The 18925-nt window shown below is 69.4% G+C and carries 14 protein-coding genes and 1 tRNA gene; 3 read left to right on the top strand and 12 right to left on the bottom strand.

Annotation, left to right across the window (positions count from 1 at the left end; all coding sequences use genetic code 11):
• Positions 1 to 80 precede the first annotated feature (80 nt).
• A tRNA-Lys gene (locus AC3WXD_RS10275) sits at positions 81 to 156 on the bottom strand.
• 236 nt (positions 157 to 392) lie between these two features.
• Here AC3WXD_RS10275 and AC3WXD_RS10270 point away from each other — a divergent pair.
• Positions 393 to 656 carry a DUF1488 family protein gene (locus AC3WXD_RS10270; RefSeq protein ID WP_006159541.1) on the top strand — a complete coding sequence of 88 codons (264 nt, stop codon included), beginning with the start codon at positions 393 to 395 and terminating at the stop codon, positions 654 to 656.
• Positions 657 to 856: 200 nt separating this feature from the next.
• On the opposite strand, the gene AC3WXD_RS10265 is transcribed toward AC3WXD_RS10270, so the two are convergent.
• From AC3WXD_RS10265 to folD, 9 genes are all read right to left on the bottom strand, one after another.
• Positions 857 to 2650 (bottom strand): SulP family inorganic anion transporter, encoded by a 1794-nt coding sequence (locus tag AC3WXD_RS10265; RefSeq protein WP_059413115.1) that lies wholly within the window; start codon positions 2648 to 2650, stop codon positions 857 to 859.
• Positions 2647 to 3096 carry a homoprotocatechuate degradation operon regulator HpaR gene (gene hpaR / locus AC3WXD_RS10260; RefSeq protein ID WP_020201166.1) on the bottom strand — a complete coding sequence of 150 codons (450 nt, stop codon included), beginning with the start codon at positions 3094 to 3096 and terminating at the stop codon, positions 2647 to 2649. The genes AC3WXD_RS10265 and hpaR overlap by 4 nt, the downstream gene beginning before the upstream one ends.
• Positions 3097 to 3193: 97 nt before the next feature.
• Positions 3194 to 3985, bottom strand: a complete 792-nt coding sequence (gene xth, locus AC3WXD_RS10255; protein WP_492323630.1) for an exodeoxyribonuclease III — start codon at positions 3983 to 3985, stop codon at positions 3194 to 3196.
• A gap of 40 nt (positions 3986 to 4025) precedes the next feature.
• Complete coding sequence (locus tag AC3WXD_RS10250) at positions 4026 to 4310, bottom strand: helix-turn-helix domain-containing protein (RefSeq protein WP_020201168.1); 285 nt, start codon at positions 4308 to 4310, stop codon at positions 4026 to 4028.
• Positions 4307 to 4663 (bottom strand): type II toxin-antitoxin system RelE/ParE family toxin, encoded by a 357-nt coding sequence (locus AC3WXD_RS10245; protein ID WP_454731399.1) that lies wholly within the window; start codon positions 4661 to 4663, stop codon positions 4307 to 4309. Before AC3WXD_RS10245 ends, AC3WXD_RS10250 begins: the two co-directional genes overlap by 4 nt.
• Before the next feature lie 68 nt (positions 4664 to 4731).
• Positions 4732 to 7464 carry a cation-translocating P-type ATPase gene (locus tag AC3WXD_RS10240; RefSeq protein WP_492323629.1) on the bottom strand — a complete coding sequence of 911 codons (2733 nt, stop codon included), beginning with the start codon at positions 7462 to 7464 and terminating at the stop codon, positions 4732 to 4734.
• 135 nt (positions 7465 to 7599) lie between these two features.
• Positions 7600 to 8313, bottom strand: coding sequence for a histidine utilization transcriptional repressor HutC (gene hutC / locus AC3WXD_RS10235; RefSeq protein WP_020201171.1), 714 nt, complete (start codon positions 8311 to 8313; stop codon positions 7600 to 7602).
• Positions 8314 to 8499: 186 nt separating this feature from the next.
• Positions 8500 to 10593, bottom strand: coding sequence for a M3 family metallopeptidase (locus AC3WXD_RS10230; RefSeq protein WP_492323628.1), 2094 nt, complete (start codon positions 10591 to 10593; stop codon positions 8500 to 8502).
• A gap of 91 nt (positions 10594 to 10684) precedes the next feature.
• A complete protein-coding gene (gene folD / locus AC3WXD_RS10225) occupies positions 10685 to 11536 on the bottom strand; it encodes a bifunctional methylenetetrahydrofolate dehydrogenase/methenyltetrahydrofolate cyclohydrolase FolD (protein ID WP_020201173.1) in 852 nt (283 codons plus the stop codon).
• 147 nt (positions 11537 to 11683) lie between these two features.
• On the opposite strand from folD, the gene AC3WXD_RS10220 reads away from it, so the two are divergent.
• Positions 11684 to 12358, top strand: coding sequence for an energy-coupling factor ABC transporter permease (locus AC3WXD_RS10220; RefSeq protein WP_454732457.1), 675 nt, complete (start codon positions 11684 to 11686; stop codon positions 12356 to 12358).
• 70 nt (positions 12359 to 12428) lie between these two features.
• On the opposite strand, the gene AC3WXD_RS10215 is transcribed toward AC3WXD_RS10220, so the two are convergent.
• Both AC3WXD_RS10215 and AC3WXD_RS10210 read right to left on the bottom strand, forming a co-directional pair.
• The gene (locus AC3WXD_RS10215; RefSeq protein ID WP_020201175.1) at positions 12429 to 13061 is read right to left on the bottom strand and encodes a response regulator transcription factor; all 633 of its coding nucleotides are present in this window, start codon (positions 13059 to 13061) and stop codon (positions 12429 to 12431) included.
• Positions 13062 to 13205: 144 nt separating this feature from the next.
• Positions 13206 to 15821: a PAS domain S-box protein gene (locus AC3WXD_RS10210; protein WP_059413109.1), complete on the bottom strand. Its 2616-nt coding sequence runs from the start codon at positions 15819 to 15821 to the stop codon at positions 13206 to 13208.
• Between the two features lie 396 nt (positions 15822 to 16217).
• Between AC3WXD_RS10210 and aceE the strand changes: the two genes are divergently transcribed.
• A complete protein-coding gene (aceE, locus tag AC3WXD_RS10205) occupies positions 16218 to 18905 on the top strand; it encodes a pyruvate dehydrogenase (acetyl-transferring), homodimeric type (protein ID WP_020201177.1) in 2688 nt (895 codons plus the stop codon).
• Positions 18906 to 18925 lie beyond the last annotated feature (20 nt).

Below are 18925 nucleotides of genomic sequence, written 5' to 3'. Positions count from 1 at the left end.
GGCAGGCGCGGGAAACAAAAAAGGAAAGCGGAAAAGAAAAAAGCCGGGAGCATTTCTGCTACCGGCTTCTTTGAATTCGCTGGTGGGGCGTGAGTGACTCGAACACTCGACCTACGGATTAAGAGTCCGCTGCTCTACCAACTGAGCTAACGCCCCAACGAAGAAAGAGATTCTATCATCGTTTTTGAGTTTGTCAAACGTTTAGTGCTTTTTCTTCGTTCCGCGTTGGCGGCGCTTGCGCGGCGATCACGCATGAAGCCGGCGCACGCGGCGGGAACTTGCCCGCGCCTGCGGCGGTCACGTCCGGAGGCGAACGAAGCGTAGGCCTTTGCGGACGAGTCGGGCCGACCCATGTTAGGATGTTTTTTCACTTGCAATGGAGGGCTGTACCGATGGATATCAAGTTCCAAGAGCAAGAGCGTTACGATATCAACAATGAAGGCTTGCTGTTCCACGCCGTCGTCGACGGCCAACCCGTCACCTGCGTGGTGACGCGCGAGGCGCTGTGGGAAGGCTTCAGCGCCGACCAGGTGCTGTCGCTCGAAGAAGCTTTCCGCGCCGGGCGCGAGACCATCGAGCGCGCCGCCGTGGTGCTGATCGAGCAGGGCGCCGCACAGCCGGTGGTAGTCAAGCGCGCCCACGTGGCGCCGCTCTGAAACGGGTTTCAGTCCGGGCCGGTCATCGGTCCGATCCCGGGCGCCCGTTTCATGTGTTTGCGGCTGCCGGCGATTCGCCAGCAGTTGCCTGGCGCCGGATTCTCCGGCGTTTCTCTTTTCGTTTCACTCCCCGTCGCTACTAGCCGCCATCGTGCCGCATGCCGTGCCGCGTGCCGTGGCAATGCCGCATTGCGCGCGCTTCATGCCGGCTGCGCGGCGGCGCCGGGGCGGCTGGCGCATTCCTCGAAGATGCGCGCGCGGCAGGCGCGGCACACCGCCGGGTCGAGCCGGGCGATGATGGTGTGCAGGGCCTGCCGCTTGGTCGGGAAGATGTGGTCCTCGCCCAGCTTGGCGGTGAAGCCGGTCTGCTCCCAGGTCTGCAATACCTGCGTGCGCGGCCGGTGGAAATAGAGATCGCCGCCGGCCGCGCGCCGCTCGGTCAGTTCGCTCTCCCACATCTCGGCGCCGGCCAGGTCGATGAAGTTCATGCTCTTGGTCATGGCCAGCAGGTGGATCTGCCCGGGGTGCGCCGTGCGCGCGTGGTGCAGCCGGTCGGTGACGTACTGCACGGCGCCGAAGTAGATCGCGCCTTCCATGCGCAGCAGTTTCAGTTGCGGGCATTCCGGCTGCGGCCGGCGCAGTTCGTCGAGCGGGGTGAAGCGGCGCTCGGGGTCGTCCGCGTCCGGCACCAGGCTGCGCACGGCCGGGCGCGAGGTGCGGTAGAGATAGGCCACCAGCGACAGGATGGTGCCGAGCAGGACCGCCATCTCCAGGCGGATGGCGAGCGTGGCGGCGAACGTGCTGATGGCGATGGCGAACTCGGCGCGGCTCAGGCTGGCGATGCGCCGCAGCCGCGCGAAGTCGAACAGGCCCCACGCCACCAGCAGCAGCATCGCGGCAATCGCCGCCAGCGGAATCTGCGCCAGCAGCGGCGCGCTGGCCGTCACCAGCACGACCAGCAGCAGCGCCGAGAACACGCCGGCCAGCGGAGTCTGCGCGCCGGCCTCGTAGTTGGGCATCGAGCGGTTCAGCGAGCCGCACGAGATGTAGGCCGAGAACAGGCCGCCCGCGATGTTCGACAGGCCCTGGCCGATGAACTCGCGGTTGGCGTCGATATGCTGGCCCGAGCGCAGCGCCACCGCCTTGGCGATCGAGATCGACTGGCCCAGCGCCACGATGGTCAGCGCCGCGGCGATGCCCAGCAGGTCGGGCACGGCCTGCCAGGCAATGTCCGGCAGATGGAAGGGCGGGATCGCCGAGGGAATCGGCCCGACCACGTTGACGTGGCGCGCGCCCCGGCTCCAGCCCGGCGCGTTGAGCAGCAGGGCCGTGCCGTAGCCGGCCAGCAGGCCCAGCAGCATGAACGGCAGGCGGCGCCAGACGCGCTTCACGGCGAGCGTGACGGCCAGCGTGACCACCGCCACGGTAAACGCGCTCCAGTTGATGGCGGCGGCGTTGTCCAGCAGGAAGCGCACCACGCCGAAGGCGCTGGTGCCGGTGGGCACGGCCAGCCCGAACAGGTCCTTGAGCGCGTAGAGCCCGATCAGCGTCGCCGCGCCGCAGGTGAAGCCGAGCAGCACCGAGGGCGAGATGAAGTTGGCCAGCGAGCCCAGCCGCAGCGTGCCCACCGCCAGCTGCAGCACGCCGACCATGATGGTCACGGCCAGCGCGAGGTTGATGTAGGCCGGGCTGCCGGCGAAGGCCACCGGGCTCAACATGGCGAACAGCGCCAGCGAGTTGGCGTTGGTCGGCCCCGACATCACGTGCCAGCTCGAGCCGAACAGCGCGGCCACGATGCAGGGGATGACCGCCGCGTAGATGCCGTACTGGGGCGGCAGCCCGGCCAGCGTGGCGAAGGCCACGCCCTGCGGCAGCACCAGCACCGCGCCGAGCAGGCCGGCCACCAGGTCGGCGCGCAGCGAGGCGGCGCCGACCCGGTGGCGCCACGCCGGCAGCAGGCGCGCCAGCATCGCGCCGGGGCCGGCCGCGCTCATGCGCGCGGGTCCTTCGCGTCGAAGCTCTCCAGCAGTTCGTCGAGCGCGCCGTAGACCTTGCCGAGCCGCTCGGCGCCGATCATGCGCTCCAGCTCCGCGTAGCGCCGCTCGATCAGCGGCTCCATCGCGGCGATCATGGCGCGGCACTTGTCCGTCAGCGAGATCTGCTGGCGGCGCTGGTCGGTGGCGCAGCGCGAGCGCAGGATCAGGCCCGCCTCCTCCATGCTGGACAGCATCCGGGTCAGGCTGGGGCTGAGGATGAGGCAGGCGTCGGCGAGCTGGTTCGGCTCCATCTCGCCTTGCTCGTTGAGTGTGCGCACCACGCGCCATTGCTGCTCGGTCAGGCCGTGCTGGCGCAGGATCGGCCGGAAGCCGGCCATGAGCGTTTCGCGGGCCTGCAGCAGCAGGTGGGGCAGGTTGCGGTGGCGGAAGGTAGCCGGTTTCATGCCCGCCAGTGTAGCCGCGCGGAGGCCATCGCGCGAGCCGGTGGCGATACCGATGGCGCCGGCCGCGCGGGCCGGTTCCGCGCCGCGCCGCGCGGGCTCAATCCAGCGTGGCCACCACCGGCGTGTGGTCGGACGGCTGCTCCCAGGCGCGCGGCACGCGGTCGATCACGCAGCCGCGGCAGGCCTCGCGCAGCGCCGGCGACAGCAGGATATGGTCGATGCGCAGGCCGGCATTGCGGCGGAAGGCGAACATGCGGTAGTCCCACCACGAGAAGCTCTTCTCCGGCTGCTCGAACAGGCGGAACGCATCGGTCAGGCCCAGCGCCTCCAGCGCGCGGAACGCCTCCCGCTCCTGCGGCGACACCAGGTTCTGGCCTTCCCACTTGGCCGGATCGTGCACGTCGCGGTCCTCGGGCGCGATATTGAAGTCGCCCAGCAGCGCCAGCTTCGGGTACTTCGCCAGCTCGCCGCGCAGCCACGCCGTCATGGCGCGCAGCCAGTCGAGCTTGTAGACGAACTTGTCGGAGTCGGGCGCCTGGCCGTTGGGGAAATAGGCGCACACCAGGCGCACGTCGCCATAGGTGGCCGCCACCACGCGCTGCTGGGTGTCCTCGAAGCCGGGGATGTTGCGCACCACGTCGGCGGGCGCCGGCATGGTCGCGCCGCGCGCCAGGATCGCCACGCCGTTGTAGGTCTTCTGGCCGGTGAACACGCTGTGGAAGCCGGCGCTTTCCAGCTCGGCCAGCGGGTATTTGTCGTCCGGCATCTTCAGCTCCTGCAGGCACAGGGCGTCGATGGGCGTGTCGGCTTTTTCCTGCTCGTTCAGCCAGTCCAGCACCTGCGGCAGCCGGACCTTGAGCGAGTTGACGTTCCAGGTGGCGATTCTCATGGGATAGGGGAAACTCTTTTCATTTGATGTTGCTCCGCCGTCAGGCCAGAGCCTCGATGACAGCCTGCGGGTTGCGCTCGATCACGTTGAGCAGCACCAGCGCCGGGCCGCGCGGCGTGCGGTCGCCACGCTCCCAGTGCCGCAGGGTTGCCGTGGAAAAGCCGAAGCGCGCGGCGAACTGTTCCTGGGTCATGCCCACCTTGGCGCGCACGGCCTTCACGTCGATGGCGCGGGGGCGGTGCACGCGCACGCCGTGCTCGTCGCCCTTGGCGTGGGAGATGGCCTCTTGCAGGCCCTGCTTGATGCTTTCGAATGCCGTGCTCATGATGGTGTCCTTTCCTTCCAGATGCCTGTCAGCACATCGACCAGGCCGGCCAGTTCGTTGCGCTCGGCCTTGGTCAGGTTGGCCTTGTCACCCTTGGCGAAGAGCGTCAGCAGGTACAGCGGCATGCGGTCGTCATGGTAGTAGTAGATGACCCGCACGCCACCGCTCTTGCCCTGGCCGCCACGGCGCCAGCGCAGCTTGCGCACGCCGCCGGTGCCTTCCATGATGTCCCCGGCCCTGGGATGCCCGGCGAGGTAGTCGATCAGGTCCTGGCGTTCTTCCGCGCTCAGGAGCTTGTCGGCCAACCGGCTGTACGTGGGCAGTTCGGCAATGCCGCGCAGGGCTTCGTTCATGGCCCATTCTAATCCAGTGGATTAGCTTTCTCAAGGGCAACCCCCAGCCTTGCCATTTTCCCCGGCAGTCAGTGCGCCGGCGCCGCGGTCCCGCCGGCCTGGGCGGCCCGCGCCGCGCGGGCATTGCGCCTGGCCTTGCCGGCCTCCACGGCGACCGCCACGATGGCCGCCGCGCCGACCGACACCGCCAGTTCCAGCGCATCCAGCGGCCGGGTGTGGAGCAGCGCCTGGAACACCGGCAGATAGATCACCGCGAGCTGCAGGCACAGGGTGAGCAGGACCGCGCCGAGCAGCGGCAGGTTGGTGGCCAGCGGCAGCCGCCACAGTGGGACGTGCTCCGAGCGGATCGCCATCACGTGCGCCATCTGCGCCAGCGTCAGCGTGGTGAACACCATCGTCTGCCAGCCGTCGCGGCCCTGGCCGAGGGCCCATGCCTGGACGCCCAGCGAGACCAGGCCGATCAGCAGGCCGATCCCGAGGATGTGCTGCCACATGCCGTGCGCGAAGAGGCTCTCGCGCGGATGGCGGGGCGGCCGGCGCATGACGTCCGCCTCGGCGGGCTCGGCGGCGAGCGCCAGGCCCGGCAAGCCGTCGGTGACGAGGTTGATCCACAGGATCTGCGCCGGCAGCAGCGGGATGGGCAGCAGGAACAGCGGCGCCAGGGTGATGACCCAGAGTTCGCCCGAGTTGCCCGTCATCGCATAGCGGACGAACTTGCGGATGTTGTCGTAGATGCGGCGCCCCTCGCGCACGGCGGCCACCACGGTGGCGAAGTTGTCGTCGAGCAGCACCAGGCTGGCGGCTTCCCGGGCGATGTCGGTGCCCTGCCTGCCCATCGCCACGCCGATGTCGGCGCGCTTGAGCGCGGGCGCGTCGTTGATGCCGTCGCCGGTCATGGCGACGAAGTGGCCAAGGTCCTGCAGCGCTTCGACGATGCGCAGCTTCTGCTCGGGATCGACCCGCGCGTAGACCCGGACGTGGGCGACGGCGGCCTGCAGCGCCGCGCGGTCGAGCTGCGCCAGGGTGGCGCCGGTGAGGACCTCGCCGCCGTGCTCGCCGAGGATGCCGAGCATGCGGGCGATGGCCAGCGCGGTCTCGGGATGGTCGCCGGTGATCATCACCGGCATGATGCCGGCGGTGACGCAGTCGCGCACCGCGGCCGCCGCTTCCGGGCGCGGCGGGTCGAACAGCGCCACCAGGCCGAGAAAGGTCAGCGACGACTCGGCGCCGGCCACGGCATCGGGGGCGGGCAAGGCATCGTGCTCGCGCATGGCCAGGGCCAGCACCCGCAGGCCCTGCGCGGCCAGGGCCTGCGCGTCACGCAGCGCGTCATGCAGTGCGGCTCGCGGCGCCATCGGCAGCGTGCCGTCCGCGGTCTGGCGCGAGGTGCAGCACGGTATCACCGACTCCGGCGCGCCCTTGGTGAAGGCGATATAGCCGGCGGCCTGGCGATGGAAGGTGGTCATGCGCTTGCGCGCCGCGTCGAAGGGCTGCTCCTGCACGCGCGGCAGCCGCGCCTCCAGCGCCAGCTTGTCGATGCCGGCGGCGGACGCGGCATCCGCCAGGGCGGTCTCGGTCGGGTCGCCAATCCAGGTGGTGCTGATGTCGGTGCCGGCGTCGGGATCGGGGCGCGCGTCATTGCACAGCGCGGCGGCGACCAGCAACTGGCGCTGGCAGGGGGTGGCCAGCGCCTCGCCCGGCAGCCACGGCCGGGCGTCGGCGAGCAGGCGTTCCAGCCGCATGCGGTTCTGCGTCAGCGTCCCGGTCTTGTCGGTGCAGATCACCGTCACCGATCCCAGGGTCTCGACCGAGGACAGCTTGCGCACCAGCGCCTTGCGGGTGGCCATTTTCCTGGCGCCGAGCGCGAGGATGATGGCGACGACGGCCGGCAGCGCCTCCGGGATCGCGGCCACGCCGAGGCTGATCGCCGTGAGCAGCATCAACACGGGCGGCTCGCCGCGCAGCAGGCCCAGCCAGAACACCGCCACGCACAGCAGCAGGATGGCCACCGAGAGCCGCCAGCTGAACGCGGCCAGCCGCTTCTGCAGCGGGGTGTCCGGCCGCGCGGGCGCGAGGTGCCGCGCCAGCTTGCCGAGCTCGGTGCCGGTGCCGGTGGCGACCACGATGCCGCGGCCGTGGCCCTGCGTGACCGAGGTGCCGAGGTAGGCCATGTTGTGGCGGTCGCCGAGCGTGGCGGCCGGCGCGGCGATGGCCTCCGCGTGCTTGGCGACCGTGGCCGACTCGCCGGTCAGCGCCGATTCGTCCGCCATCAGTTGCGCCACCTCCACCAGGCGCAGGTCCGCGGGAACCTGGTTGCCCGCCTCGAGCAGGACCACGTCGCCCGGAACCAGCTCGTGCGCCGGAATGGCATGCGGGTGGCCGCCGCGCAGCACGGTGGCCTGCGCCGCCGCCAGCTGCTGCAATTGCGCCAGGGCCCGGTCGGCGCGCCAGGTCTGGCTCAGCCCGAGCGCGGTCGTCATCAGCACGATGGCCAGGATGACCAGGGCGTCCAGCTTGTCGCCGAGGATCGCGGAGGCGATGGCCGCGATGACCAGTATCACCACCATCGGGTCGGCCAGCTGGGCCGCCGCCAGGGCGAGCACGCTGCGGCGCGGCGCCGCCTGCAATGCGTTCGGCCCGTGCGCGCGCGCGCGTTGCGCCGCCTGTTCGCTGTCCAGCCCGCGCGCCGGATCGACCGCGTATTCGCGTGCCACCTCATGGCATTCGCGGGCATGCCAGGGAGTGGCGCCGGTTGCGCCGGAAGGCGTGCCGGCGGCTGGGGTCGATGGCGATGGAGACAATGGAGGCGCTCCCGGGCAATCGCCTCGGCGGGGCTGGCCCGCGCCGGCGACGGCCGCTGTGTCGGGGTGGATGTGATCCGTTACAGCATAGGACGCGCGGGCGCGCCGGCATTGATGTGACGCAAGCCGGTGCCGTCAGGGCTTGAACGAGCCCTCGATGGTGTAGCGCGAGCCGGGATGCACCAGGCGCGCCAGCGTGATCGGCGAGCCCTGGCTTTCGGTGCGGCGGACCACGATCAGGCACGGCTCGCTGGCCTTGATGCCGAGCAGCCGCGCCTCTTCCGCGGTGGGCAGCTGCGCTTCGATGGAGTACTGGGCCTCCCACAGCGGCGCCACGGCCAGCAGGTAGTTGGTGGGCGTGGTCCGGGTGAAGTCCACGCCGAGGTAGTCCGGCGCGCGCGCGGGATTGACGTAGCGGTCTTCGCACAGCAGCGGCACGCCGTTCTCGCTGTGGACGATGAGCGTGTGGAAGACCTGGCTGCCGACCGGCAGGCCGATGCGCGGGGCGAGCGCCTCGCTGACCGTCTCGGCCCGCGCCAGGTGCACGTCGGAGCGGTGCTTGTGGCCGCGCTCGGTGATCTCGTCGTGGAGGTCGCGGATGGTCAGCGTGGACGAGGCGCGGTAGGGCTGGCTGGCGAAGGTGCCCACGCCCTGCACGCGCTCGACCAGTCCCTCGGCCTGCAGCTCCCGCACCGCGCGGTTGGCGGTCATGCGGCTGACGCCGAACTGGGTCACGAGCTCGGATTCCGACGGCATCAGCGTGCCCGGTGGCCAGCGGCCCGCGCTGAGGCCTTCCTTGAGGTAGTTCTTGATGTGCGCGTAGGCGGCGGCGGGAGGGAGGTAGCTCATGGCCCGCATCTTACTTGACCGGGCTTGTCTAGCCAATTCGGACCGGCGCGCCGGACTGGCGCGCGCGTGCGCCGCGCGGGTCGCTTCGGGGCGCTTCCTGGGCTGCTTTCCGGGTCGCTTTTCGAGTCGTCTCCCGGGCGCCGGCGCGGCTCCGGCCGGATGCCGGGGCCGCGCCATGCGCCGGGATCACGCCACGGCCATGCCGCCGTGGCGCAGCAGCGCGTCGATCTGCGGCGCGCGGCCGCGGAACGCCGTGAACGACTCCATCGCCGGGCGGCTGCCGCCGACCGAGAGGATCTCGCGGCGGTAGCGCGCGCCGGTCTCGGCGTCGAGCACGGAGCCCGACAGCCCGGCGGCTTCCTCGAAGGCAGCGTACACGTCGGCGGACAGCACCTCGGCCCACTTGTAGCTGTAGTAGCCGGCCGCGTAGCCGCCCGCGAAGATGTGGCTGAAGGTGTTCGGCCAGCGCGACAGCGGGTGCTGCGGCACCACGTGGGCGTGGTCGTTGATCTCGCGCGACAGCGCCAGCACGGTTTTCTCGCCGGTGGGGTCGAAGTCGGTGTGCAGGTGCATGTCGAACGACGAGAACACGATCTGGCGCAGCGTCATCATGCCGTTCTGGAAGTTCCTGGCGGCCAGCATGCGCTCGAACAGCGCGCGCGGCAGCGGCTCGCCGGTGTCGGCGTGCGCGGTCATGCCGGTCAGCACCTCGTATTCCCAGCAGAAGTTCTCCATGAACTGCGAGGGCAGCTCCACCGCGTCCCATTCCACGCCGTTGATGCCGGACACGCCCAGCTCGCCCACCTGGGTGAGCATGTGGTGCAGGCCGTGGCCGAACTCGTGGAACAGCGTGATGACTTCGTCATGGGTGAACAGCGCGGGTTTGCCGCCGACCGGCGCCGAGAAATTGCAGGTCAGGTAGGCCACCGGCGTCTGCACGCGGCCGTCGCCGAGCAGCTTGCGGCCGCGCGCGTCGTCCATCCAGGCGCCGCCGCGCTTGCCTTCGCGGGCGTACAGGTCGATGTAGAACTGCGCCAGCAGGTTGCCTTCGGGCGAGACCACGCGGAAAAAGCGCACGTCCTGGTGCCAGGTCTGGGCCTGGTCGGCCTCGATGCGCACCGAGAACAGCTTCTCGACCACGCCGAACAGGCCCTTGAGCACCTGCGGCTCGGGGAAGTATTGCTTGACCTCCTGCTCGGAGAAGGCGTAGCGCTGCTCGCGCAGCTTTTCCGAGGCGTAGGCCACGTCCCACGGCGCCAGCTCCGCCAGGCCCAGCTCGCCGGCGGCGAAGGCCTTGAGCTCGTCCCAGTCCTTCTCGGCGAACGGGCGCGCGCGCGCGGCCAGCTCGTCGAGGAAGCGCAGCACCTCGGCCGGCGACTCCGCCATCTTGGGCACCAGCGAGACCTCGCCGTAGGAGGCGTAGCCGAGCAGGTGCGCCTCTTCCTGGCGCAGCGCCAGCTGTTCGCGCATGTTGTCGGTGTTGTCCCATTCGGCCTTGCCCTGGCCGTATTGCCCGGCCAGCTCGGACGCGCGGGTCACGCTGGCCTGGTACATGGTCTGGCGCAGCGCGCGGTCGTCGGCGTACTGCAGCACCGGGAAGTAGGACGGGAAGTGCAGCGTGAACTTCCAGCCGGCCTTGTCGTCCTTCTCGGCGGCGGCGCGCGCGGCTTCCAGCGCGTCGGCGGGAATGCCGGACAGGCGGCTTTCGTCCTCGATCACCAGCGCGTAGGCGTTGGTGGCGTCGAGCACGTGATCCGAGAACGCCTTGGACAACTGCGCCTGCTGTTCCTGGATGGCGGCGAAGCGCGGCTTCTTGTCTTCCGGCAGCTCGGCGCCGCCCAGGCGGAAGCCGCGCAGCTCGTTCTCCATCAACTGGCGCCGCGCCGCGCTCATGGCGGCGAACTCGGGGCTGGCGGCGATCGCCTTGTACTTATCGTACAGCGCCAGGCTCTGGCCCAGCGAGGACCAGAACTCGGTCATGCGCGGCAGGTTGTCGGCGTGCGCCTGGCGCAACGCCGGCGTGTCCGCCACCGCGCTCAGGTGGCCGACCACGCCCCAGGCGCGCCCGAGCGGCTCGGTGGCGGTTTCGAGCGCTTCCACGGCGCTGGCCCAGGTGGCCGGGGTGGCGGGGTCCTCGGCGCGCTCGACCGCGGCCTGCGCGGTGGCCAGCAGCGTGTCCAGCGCCGGCCCGATGTGTTCGGGGCGGATCTCGGAGAAACGGGGCAGGTCGGTAAAGTCCAGCAGCGGATTGGCGGCGTTGGCGGTGGCGGCTTGGTCCATGACGTCTCTCTTGGCGGGGGCCATAAAGGCAATACCCCGCACATTGGGGCGGGGCGGGGTTTTTCCAGTACCGCGGCGGCGCGTGCGGCGTTCAGCCGGCGGCGCGCTCGGCGGCTTCCAGCGTGTTGATGAGCAGCATGGTGATGGTCATCGGGCCGACGCCGCCGGGCACCGGCGTGATATAGCCGGCCACTTCCCTGACGCCGTTGAAGTCCACGTCGCCGCACAGCTTGCCGTTGTCGTCGCGGTTCATGCCCACGTCGATCACGGCCGCGCCGGGCTTGACCATGTCGGCCGTGATGATGTTGCGGCGCCCCACGGCGGCCACGATCACGTCGGCCTCGCGGGTGTGCGCGGCCAGGTCGCGCGTCTTGCTGTTGCAGATGGTGACGGTGGCGCCGGCCTGCAGCAGCAGCATCGCCATCGGCTTGCCGACGATGTTGGAGGCGCCCACCACCACGGCGCGCGCGCCGCGCAGCGGGAACTGCACCGATTCGAGCATCTTCATGCAGCCGTAGGGCGTGCACGGGCGGAACAGCGGCGCGCCGGTCATCAGGGCGCCGGCATTGGCCACGTGGAAGCCGTCCACGTCCTTTTCAGGGGCGATCGCCTCGAGCACTTTGTGGCTGTCGATATGCTTGGGCAGCGGCAACTGCACCAGGATGCCGTGGATGTTCGGGTCGCGGTTCAGGGCGTCGATGCGGGCCAGCAGGTCGGCTTCGCTCAGGTCGGCCGGATAGCGGTCCAGCGAGGAGTGGAAGCCGTTGTCGTCGCAGGCCTTCACCTTGTTGCGCACGTAGACCTGGCTGGCCGGGTCCTCGCCGACCAGGATCACGGCCAGGCCCGGGCGGTGGCCGCGCTCGGTGAGGCGGGCGGCGCGCTGGGCGGCTTCCGTGCGGAGTTGCTTGGCAAGGGCGTTGCCGTCGATCAGTTGGGCTGGCATGGGGATGGGAGGGGGAAGGTGGGGAAACAGGGAACAAAGCGGAATTATAAAGGTTGACGCAACCCGGGGCGAACTCGGCGGGGGCGCTGGTAGCATCTGCCCATGCATGTACCGATCGATTCACTGAGCGAGGCGCTGGCCCGCCTGATGGCGCCGGACGGCCCGGCCGCGCAGGCCTGGCTGGCGGCGTGCGGGCTGGCCGGGCTGGCCTGGGCGCTGTGGCGCCGGCCCTGGCACCTGCTGCGGCGCGGCGACCTCCAGCACGGCTGGCTGGGCGCGCTGCTGTTCGTGACGCTGCTGTGGACGGCGCGCGTGGCGCTGCCGGGCGGGCTGGTGTTCCAGTTGTTCGGCGCCACGCTGATGGTGACGCTGTTCGGGCTGCCGCTGGCGCTGCTGTCGCTGTTCGTGGTGGACCTGGTGTCGCTGCTCGGCCTGGGCTACCTGGCCGGCGCGAGCTGGAGCGGCGTCGACTGGGCGGCGCTGTGGCCGCGCTATGTGTGGATGGGCCTGCTGCCGGCGCTGCTGTCGGCGGCGCTGCAGGGCGCCATGCGCCGGCTGCTGCCGCGCCATCCGTTCGTCTTCATCCTCGGCCACGGCTATTTCGCCGCCGGGCTGGCGGCGCTGGGCGCCGGCGCGGCGCGCGCCGTGTGGCACAGCCACGGTGCGCGCGGCGGCGTGCTGACGCTGCCCGACACGCTCACCGCGGTGCTGATCCTGGCGTTCGGCGAGGCGTTCCTCACCGGCATGCTGGTGGCGGTGTTCGTGGTCTACAAGCCGCAATGGGTCGTGACCTTCCGCGACGAGGAATACCTGAAGGGATAGGAAGGCGGGGCGGCCGCCGGCGCTCCGGCGGCGGGTTGCGGCGGCCCCGTTGCGGGACCGCGGGCGGGGCTCAGGCGTTCTTCGACAGCGCCAGGCGCAGCAGGTCGGCCACGGTGTTGACGTTGAGCTTTTCCATGATGTTGGCGCGGTGCGCCTCCACGGTCTTGATGGAAATGCCCAGGTCGTCGGCGATCTGCTTGTTCAGGCGGCCGGCCACGATGCGCTCGAGCACCTGCTGCTCGCGCGTGGTGAGCTTGCCCAGCAGATCCTTGGCGGCGCGCTGCTCGCGCGCGGCGGAGTGGTCGGTGCGCGCCTTCTGCAGCATGCGCTCCACCAGCGAGCGCAGCTCGGACTCGTCGAACGGTTTCTCGATGAAGTCGATCGCGCCTTTCTTCATGGTGGACACCGCCATCGGCACGTCGCCGTGGCCGGTGATGAAGACGATCGGGATGTTGATGTTCTCCGCGATCATGCGCTCCTGCAGCTCCGGCCCGCTCATGCCCGGCATGCGCACGTCCAGGATCAGGCACGAGACCTGGCCGGCGTCGTAGGCGGAGAGAAACTGTTCGGCGCTGGTAAAGCTGCGAACCTGGTAGCCATTGCCCTCCAGCAGCCAGGTCAGCGAGTCGCGCATGGCTTCGTCGTCGTCGACGATGAAGACGGTTTCGCCGCGGTGGGAGGTGGGGTTTGGCGTCACGTTCATGAAGTCTCCTGGGACATCGAAGTCATTTGCCGCCAAGTGTAACCGGCCCGGGCGGCTAGCAACAGGGGCCGGCGCCCGGCGCGGGCGCCCGGACTGCCGCGTTGCCGGGGCGCCGCGCGGCGCCGCGGTGGCGCTACCGCGGCGCTACTGTTCAGCCAGCGCCGGCAGCAGCGGCAGCATGATCTTGAAGGTGCAGCCGATGCCGTCGGCATTGTTTTCCACCCACAACCGTCCCTGGTGGGACTCGATGATGGAGCGGCAGATGTTCAGGCCCATGCCCATGCCGTCCGACTTGGTGCTGAAGAACGGCTCGAACAGCCGCTCCTTGGTGGCCTCGTCCACGCCCGGGCCCTGGTCGATCACGTCGATGCGCACGATCTGGCCGAACTCGCCGGGCTCCACGCGCGCGTGCAGGCGCACCACGCCGGTCGAGCGCATGGCGGGCAGGCCGGCCATCGCCTCCACCGCGTTCTTGAGCAGGTTGACCAGCACCTGCTCGATCAGTACCGGGTCCACGTACAGCAGCAGCGGCGGCGCCGGCAGGCGGGTCAGGATGGTCACGCGGCGGCGCGTGGCTTCCAGGTCGGCCAGGCCCACCGCATCGGCCACGATGTCGTGCAGCGCGGCCTCGCGCCGCTGCGGCTGGCTGCGCTTCACGAAGCCGCGGATGCGGCTGATGATGGTGCCGGCGCGTACCGCCTGCGCCGAGGTCTTTTCCAGGATCGGGATCAGGTCCTCGGCGTTGCTGCGCCCGGAATTGAGCCGCGCCACCGCGCCCATGCAATAGTTGTTGATGGCGGCCAGCGGCTGGTTGAGCTCGTGCGCCAGCGACGAGGCCATCTCGCCCATCGTGGTCAGGCGGCTGGTGAACTGCAGGCGCTCCTCGTGCTGGCGCGTCATTTCCTCGGCCGCCTTGCGCACCGTGATGTCGGTGGCGATCTGCATCTGCGCCAGGTGGCCGTCCACCCACTGGATATAGCGGCGGCGCACCTCGAACCACTTCTGCATGTCGGGCACGAAGACCTCGCGCGCATCCGACGAGTACGGCATCAGCTCCGACGCCGGCAGCCCGGCGTAGGCGTCGATGTAGTCGGTGGCGTCGCTCGACACCTGTTCCTTGTCGACCTCGCCGCCGGCCAGCTTGAGGTGGCCCTCGGCCTCCCAGCCGAACAACTGGCGGTAGTAGCGGTTGGCGAACAACAGCTCGGCCTTGTCCGTGGCCAGCACCGACACGGCCGCGTCCAGGCTTTCCAGCACGGTGGTGAAGCGGTCGTGCGCGGCGGCCAGCTCCTCGCGCGCGCGCTTGGGCTCGGTGATGTCCGTCATCGAGCTCATCCAGCCGGTATGGCGGCCGCGGCTGTCCACCAGCGGCGACACGTACATGCGCGCGTGGAAGCTGCTGCCGTCGCGGCGCATCACGCGCATCTCGTAGCCGCTGGCCGGCGACTTGCCCTGCAGCGTGAGGTCGATCTGCTTCTGCATTTCCTGCTGGTCGTTGGGCGGCCAGTAGGGGAAGGGCGGCATGCGCCCGACCAGTTCGGTGTCCTGCCAGCCGGTCATGCGGCAGAACGCCGGGTTGACGTAGGTGATGCGGCCGTTCAGGTCGAGCGCGCGCAGCCCGATCAGCATGGAGTTTTCCATCGCCCGGCGGAACGAGGTCTCGGCCAGCAGCGCGCGCTGCGCCTCGGAGCGGCGGCTGGTATGGCGCCACATGCTCCACAGGCTCCACAGCAGGAAGCACGACAGCCCCACCACCAGCCACAGCAGCATGTTGTTGGGCAGGTTGGAGGCGGGCGGGTAGGCGTCGGCGCGCAGCGACAGCGAATGCCCGGGCGGGTCGAGCAGCACCTCGTAGGACAGCGCGTTGCCCGGCACCGGCCGCAGCGAGGTGCTGGCGCGGATCTGGTTGTTCTTGTCGATCAGCGAGAAACGGTAGCGCTCGGTCAGCTCGGGCGGCAGCAGGTGGGTGAGGATGCCGTTGATCGAGTAGAGCGCGCCGAGCGTGCCGAGGAACTCGTTGTCGCGCACGATCGGCACTTCCATCAGCATGAAGCTGTCGCCGCGGTCGTTGACCAGCGGGCGCGAGTACACCACGCGCTGGGTCTCGCGCGCGGCGTCGAAGGTGTCGAGCACCTCGGGCTCGAGCGGCTGGTCCTGGGTCTCGCGCAGCCGGCTGGCGAACTCGGAGGTGGAGGGCAGCGACCAGCGCCCGCGGTGGGTGGCGTCGAGCCAGTTGACGAAGACGATCTCGGGGTTCTCGCGCAGGATTTCCTGGGCCGCGGTGCGGTAGGCGCCCTGGTCGAGCTGCGCGGCGGCGATGTCGCGCGCCAGCGAGGCCATCTGGTCCTGGTTGCTCAGCAGGGACAGGCGCACGCGCTGCTGGGCCCAGGCCGCGTCGCGGTAGAGCGCGTCGCGCTGCTGCTGGCGCTCGGTCTCGTGCAGCGACCACAGGATCACGCCCATCGCCGCCGTGAACAGCACGATCGCCACCAGCGGGATGAACATGAACCAGCTGGTCGCCACCAGGTTGCGCCAGCGCAGCCACCACAGGCCGCGCGGCGGGCCGCTCACGGCGGCCGGCTCGTCAGCGTGGCCGAGCGATTCGAGCGGCGGCAGCGGCGGCAGCGGTGCGAGCGGCGTGAGCGGGCCGGGCGGCGCGGCCGCGGCGGAGTCGCCGCTGGCCGCCTGGGCGGTGCCGGAAGCGGAGGGCGGCACGATGGCGGTGCGCAGGCGGGACAGAAAATCGATGAGGGAAGGCATGGCGGGATTGACGACTGACGGGCCAGTGTAGCGGGATTGCCGTGCCGCGTCGCTTGGGGTAAGCGCCAATGCGGCACTGCGTCATTCCTGCCGACGAGGGTACCGCCGCGAAGCCCCTGCCTGCAAGGCTTCGCGCCGCCCGTGATGCGCCGCCGCAATATTCCGCATTATGAGAAACAATATCGCAATTTGAAAATTTGGCTTGTCTTGCCCTATCTGCTTCCATAGAATCGGTCCGACCGAAAAGCACGGACGGCGGGGCTGCGCCTGCTGCAGGCGACAATGCCTGGCAGGGTTTTCGCAGGGCCCGCGCCGTACCGTAGCGACACCGTCAGGACGGGGTTCCCACGACACCAATCCGGGAGCGCCGCGGCATGCATTCACCAGGAGACAGTCATGTCAGCTGTACCAGAGCAGATTCTCGGCGCCAGCAGCGCCAACGACGCCGATCCCCAGGAAACCCACGAATGGCTCGCCGCCCTGCAGGGCGTGCTGGCCGCCGAAGGCACCGAACGCGCCGCCTTCCTGATCGACAAGCAGATCGAATACGCGCGCGTGAACGGCGTCACCCAGCCGTTCCACGCCGAGACGCAGTACATCAACACCATCCCGGTTGAGCAGCAGGCCCACATCCCCGGCGACCAGGACGTCGAGCACCGCATCCGCTCGTACACGCGCTGGAACGCGATGGCGATGGTGCTGCGCGCCAACAAGCACACCAACGTCGGCGGCCACATCTCGTCGTTCGCCTCGGCGGCCACGCTGTATGACGTCGGCTACAACCACTTCTGGCACGCTCCGTCCGAGAACCACGGCGGCGATCTCGTGTTCGTGCAGGGCCACTCGGCTCCGGGCGTGTATTCGCGCGCCTTCCTGCTCGGCCGCCTGACCACCGAGCAGCTCGACAACTTCCGCCAGGAAGTGGACGGCAAGGGCATCTCGTCCTACCCGCACCCGTGGCTGATGCCGGACTTCTGGCAGTTCCCGACCGTGTCGATGGGCCTGGGCCCGATCATGGCCATCTACCAGGCCCGCTTCATGAAGTACCTGGACAGCCGCGGCCTGGCCAAGGCCGGCGACCGCAAGGTCTGGGCCTTCCTCGGCGACGGCGAGACCGACGAGCCGGAGTCGCTCGGCGCGATCGGCATGGCCGGGCGCGAGAAGCTCGACAACCTGGTCTTCGTCATCAACTGCAACCTGCAGCGCCTGGACGGCCCGGTGCGCGGCAACGGCAAGATCATCCAGGAACTGGAGTCCGAATTCCGCGGCTCCGGCTGGAACGTCATCAAGGTGGTGTGGGGCAGCCGCTGGGATTCGCTGCTGGCGCGCGACACCAAGGGCCTGCTGATGAAGCGCATGATGGAATGCGTGGACGGCGAGTACCAGACCTTCAAGGCCAAGGACGGCGCCTACGTGCGCGAGTTCTTCTTCAACACGCCGGAACTCAAGGCGATGGTGGCCGACTGGTCCGACGACGACATCTGGCGCCTGAACCGCGGCGGCCACGATCCGCACAAGATCTATGCCGCCTACAAGGCCGCCAGCGAGCACAAGGGCCAGCCCACGCTGATCCTGGCCAAGACCATCAAGGGCTATGGCATGGGCGACGCCGGCCAGGCCATGAACGTGGCCCACCAGCAGAAGAAGATGCCGGTGGAGGCCATCCGCACGTTCCGCGACCAGTTCAACATCCCGGTCGCCGACGACAAGATCGAGGAAGTGCCGTACCTCACCTTCGAGGAAGGCTCGAAGGAACTCGAATACATGCGCGCGCGCCGCATGGAACTGGGCGGCTACCTGCCGGCCCGCCGCCTCAAGGCCGCGCCGCTGCCGATCCCCGAGCTGTCCGCGTTCGACGCGCTGCTCAAGGCCACCGGCGAAGGCCGCGAAGTGTCCACCACGATGGCCTTCGTGCGCATCCTGAACACGCTGCTCAAGGACAAGCAGATCGGCAAGCACGTGGTGCCCATCGTGCCGGACGAGTCGCGCACCTTCGGCATGGAAGGCTTGTTCCGCCAGGTCGGCATCTGGAATCAGGAAGGCCAGAAGTACGTGCCGCAGGACCATGACCAGCTGATGTTCTACAAGGAATCGCAGACTGGCCAGGTGCTGCAGGAAGGCATCAACGAAGCCGGCGCCATGTGCGACTGGATCGCCGCCGCCACGTCGTACTCGACGCACGGCGTGCAGATGATCCCGTTCTACATCTACTACTCGATGTTCGGCATCCAGCGCATCGGCGACCTGTGCTGGGCCGCGGGCGACATGCGCTCGCGCGGTTTCCTGCTGGGCGGCACCTCGGGCCGCACCACGCTCAACGGCGAAGGCCTGCAGCACGAAGACGGCCACTCGCACGTGTTCCACGCCGCCATTCCGAACTGCATCTCCTACGACCCGACCTTCCAGTACGAGCTGGCGGTGGTGATGCAGGACGGCATGCGCCGCATGTACGTGGAGCAGGAAGACGTCTATTACTACCTGACGGTGATGAACGAGAACTACGAGCATCCGGAAATGCCGGCTGGCGTGGAGCGCGACATCGTCAAGGGCATGTACCAGTTCCGCAAGGGCGTGGAGAACAGCAACGCGCCGCGCGTGCAGCTGCTGGGCTCGGGCACGATCTTCCGCGAGGTCATCGCCGCGGCCGAGCTGCTCAAGAAGGACTGGGGCGTGGAGTCGGACCTGTGGAGCTGCCCGAGCTTCACCGAGCTGGCCCGCGAAGGCCACGACGCCGAGCGCTTCAACCTGCTGCACCCGACCGAGACGCCGCGCGAGTCGTTCGTCGCGCAGAAGCTCAAGGGCGTGCGCGGCCCGGTGATCGCCTCGACCGACTACGTCCGCGCGTTCGCCGAGCAGATCCGTTCGTTCGTGCCGCGCCGCTACGTGGTGCTGGGCACCGACGGCTTCGGCCGCTCGGATACCCGCGAGAAGCTGCGCCACTTCTTCGAGGTGGACCGCCACTGGGTGGCGCTGGCCGCACTGAAGGCGCTGGCCGACGAAGGCGCGATCGGCCGCGACAAGGTGGCCGAAGCCATCAAGAAGTACAACCTCGACCCCAGCAAGCCGAACCCGATGTCGGTCTAAGCCGGCTGACTGCACGAAAC

It is taken from the genome of Cupriavidus sp. FW216-B1 (assembly GCF_058789195.1).
The sequence above is the reverse complement of the archived record's forward strand: the minus strand, read 5'-3'. Positions and strand labels throughout refer to the sequence as shown.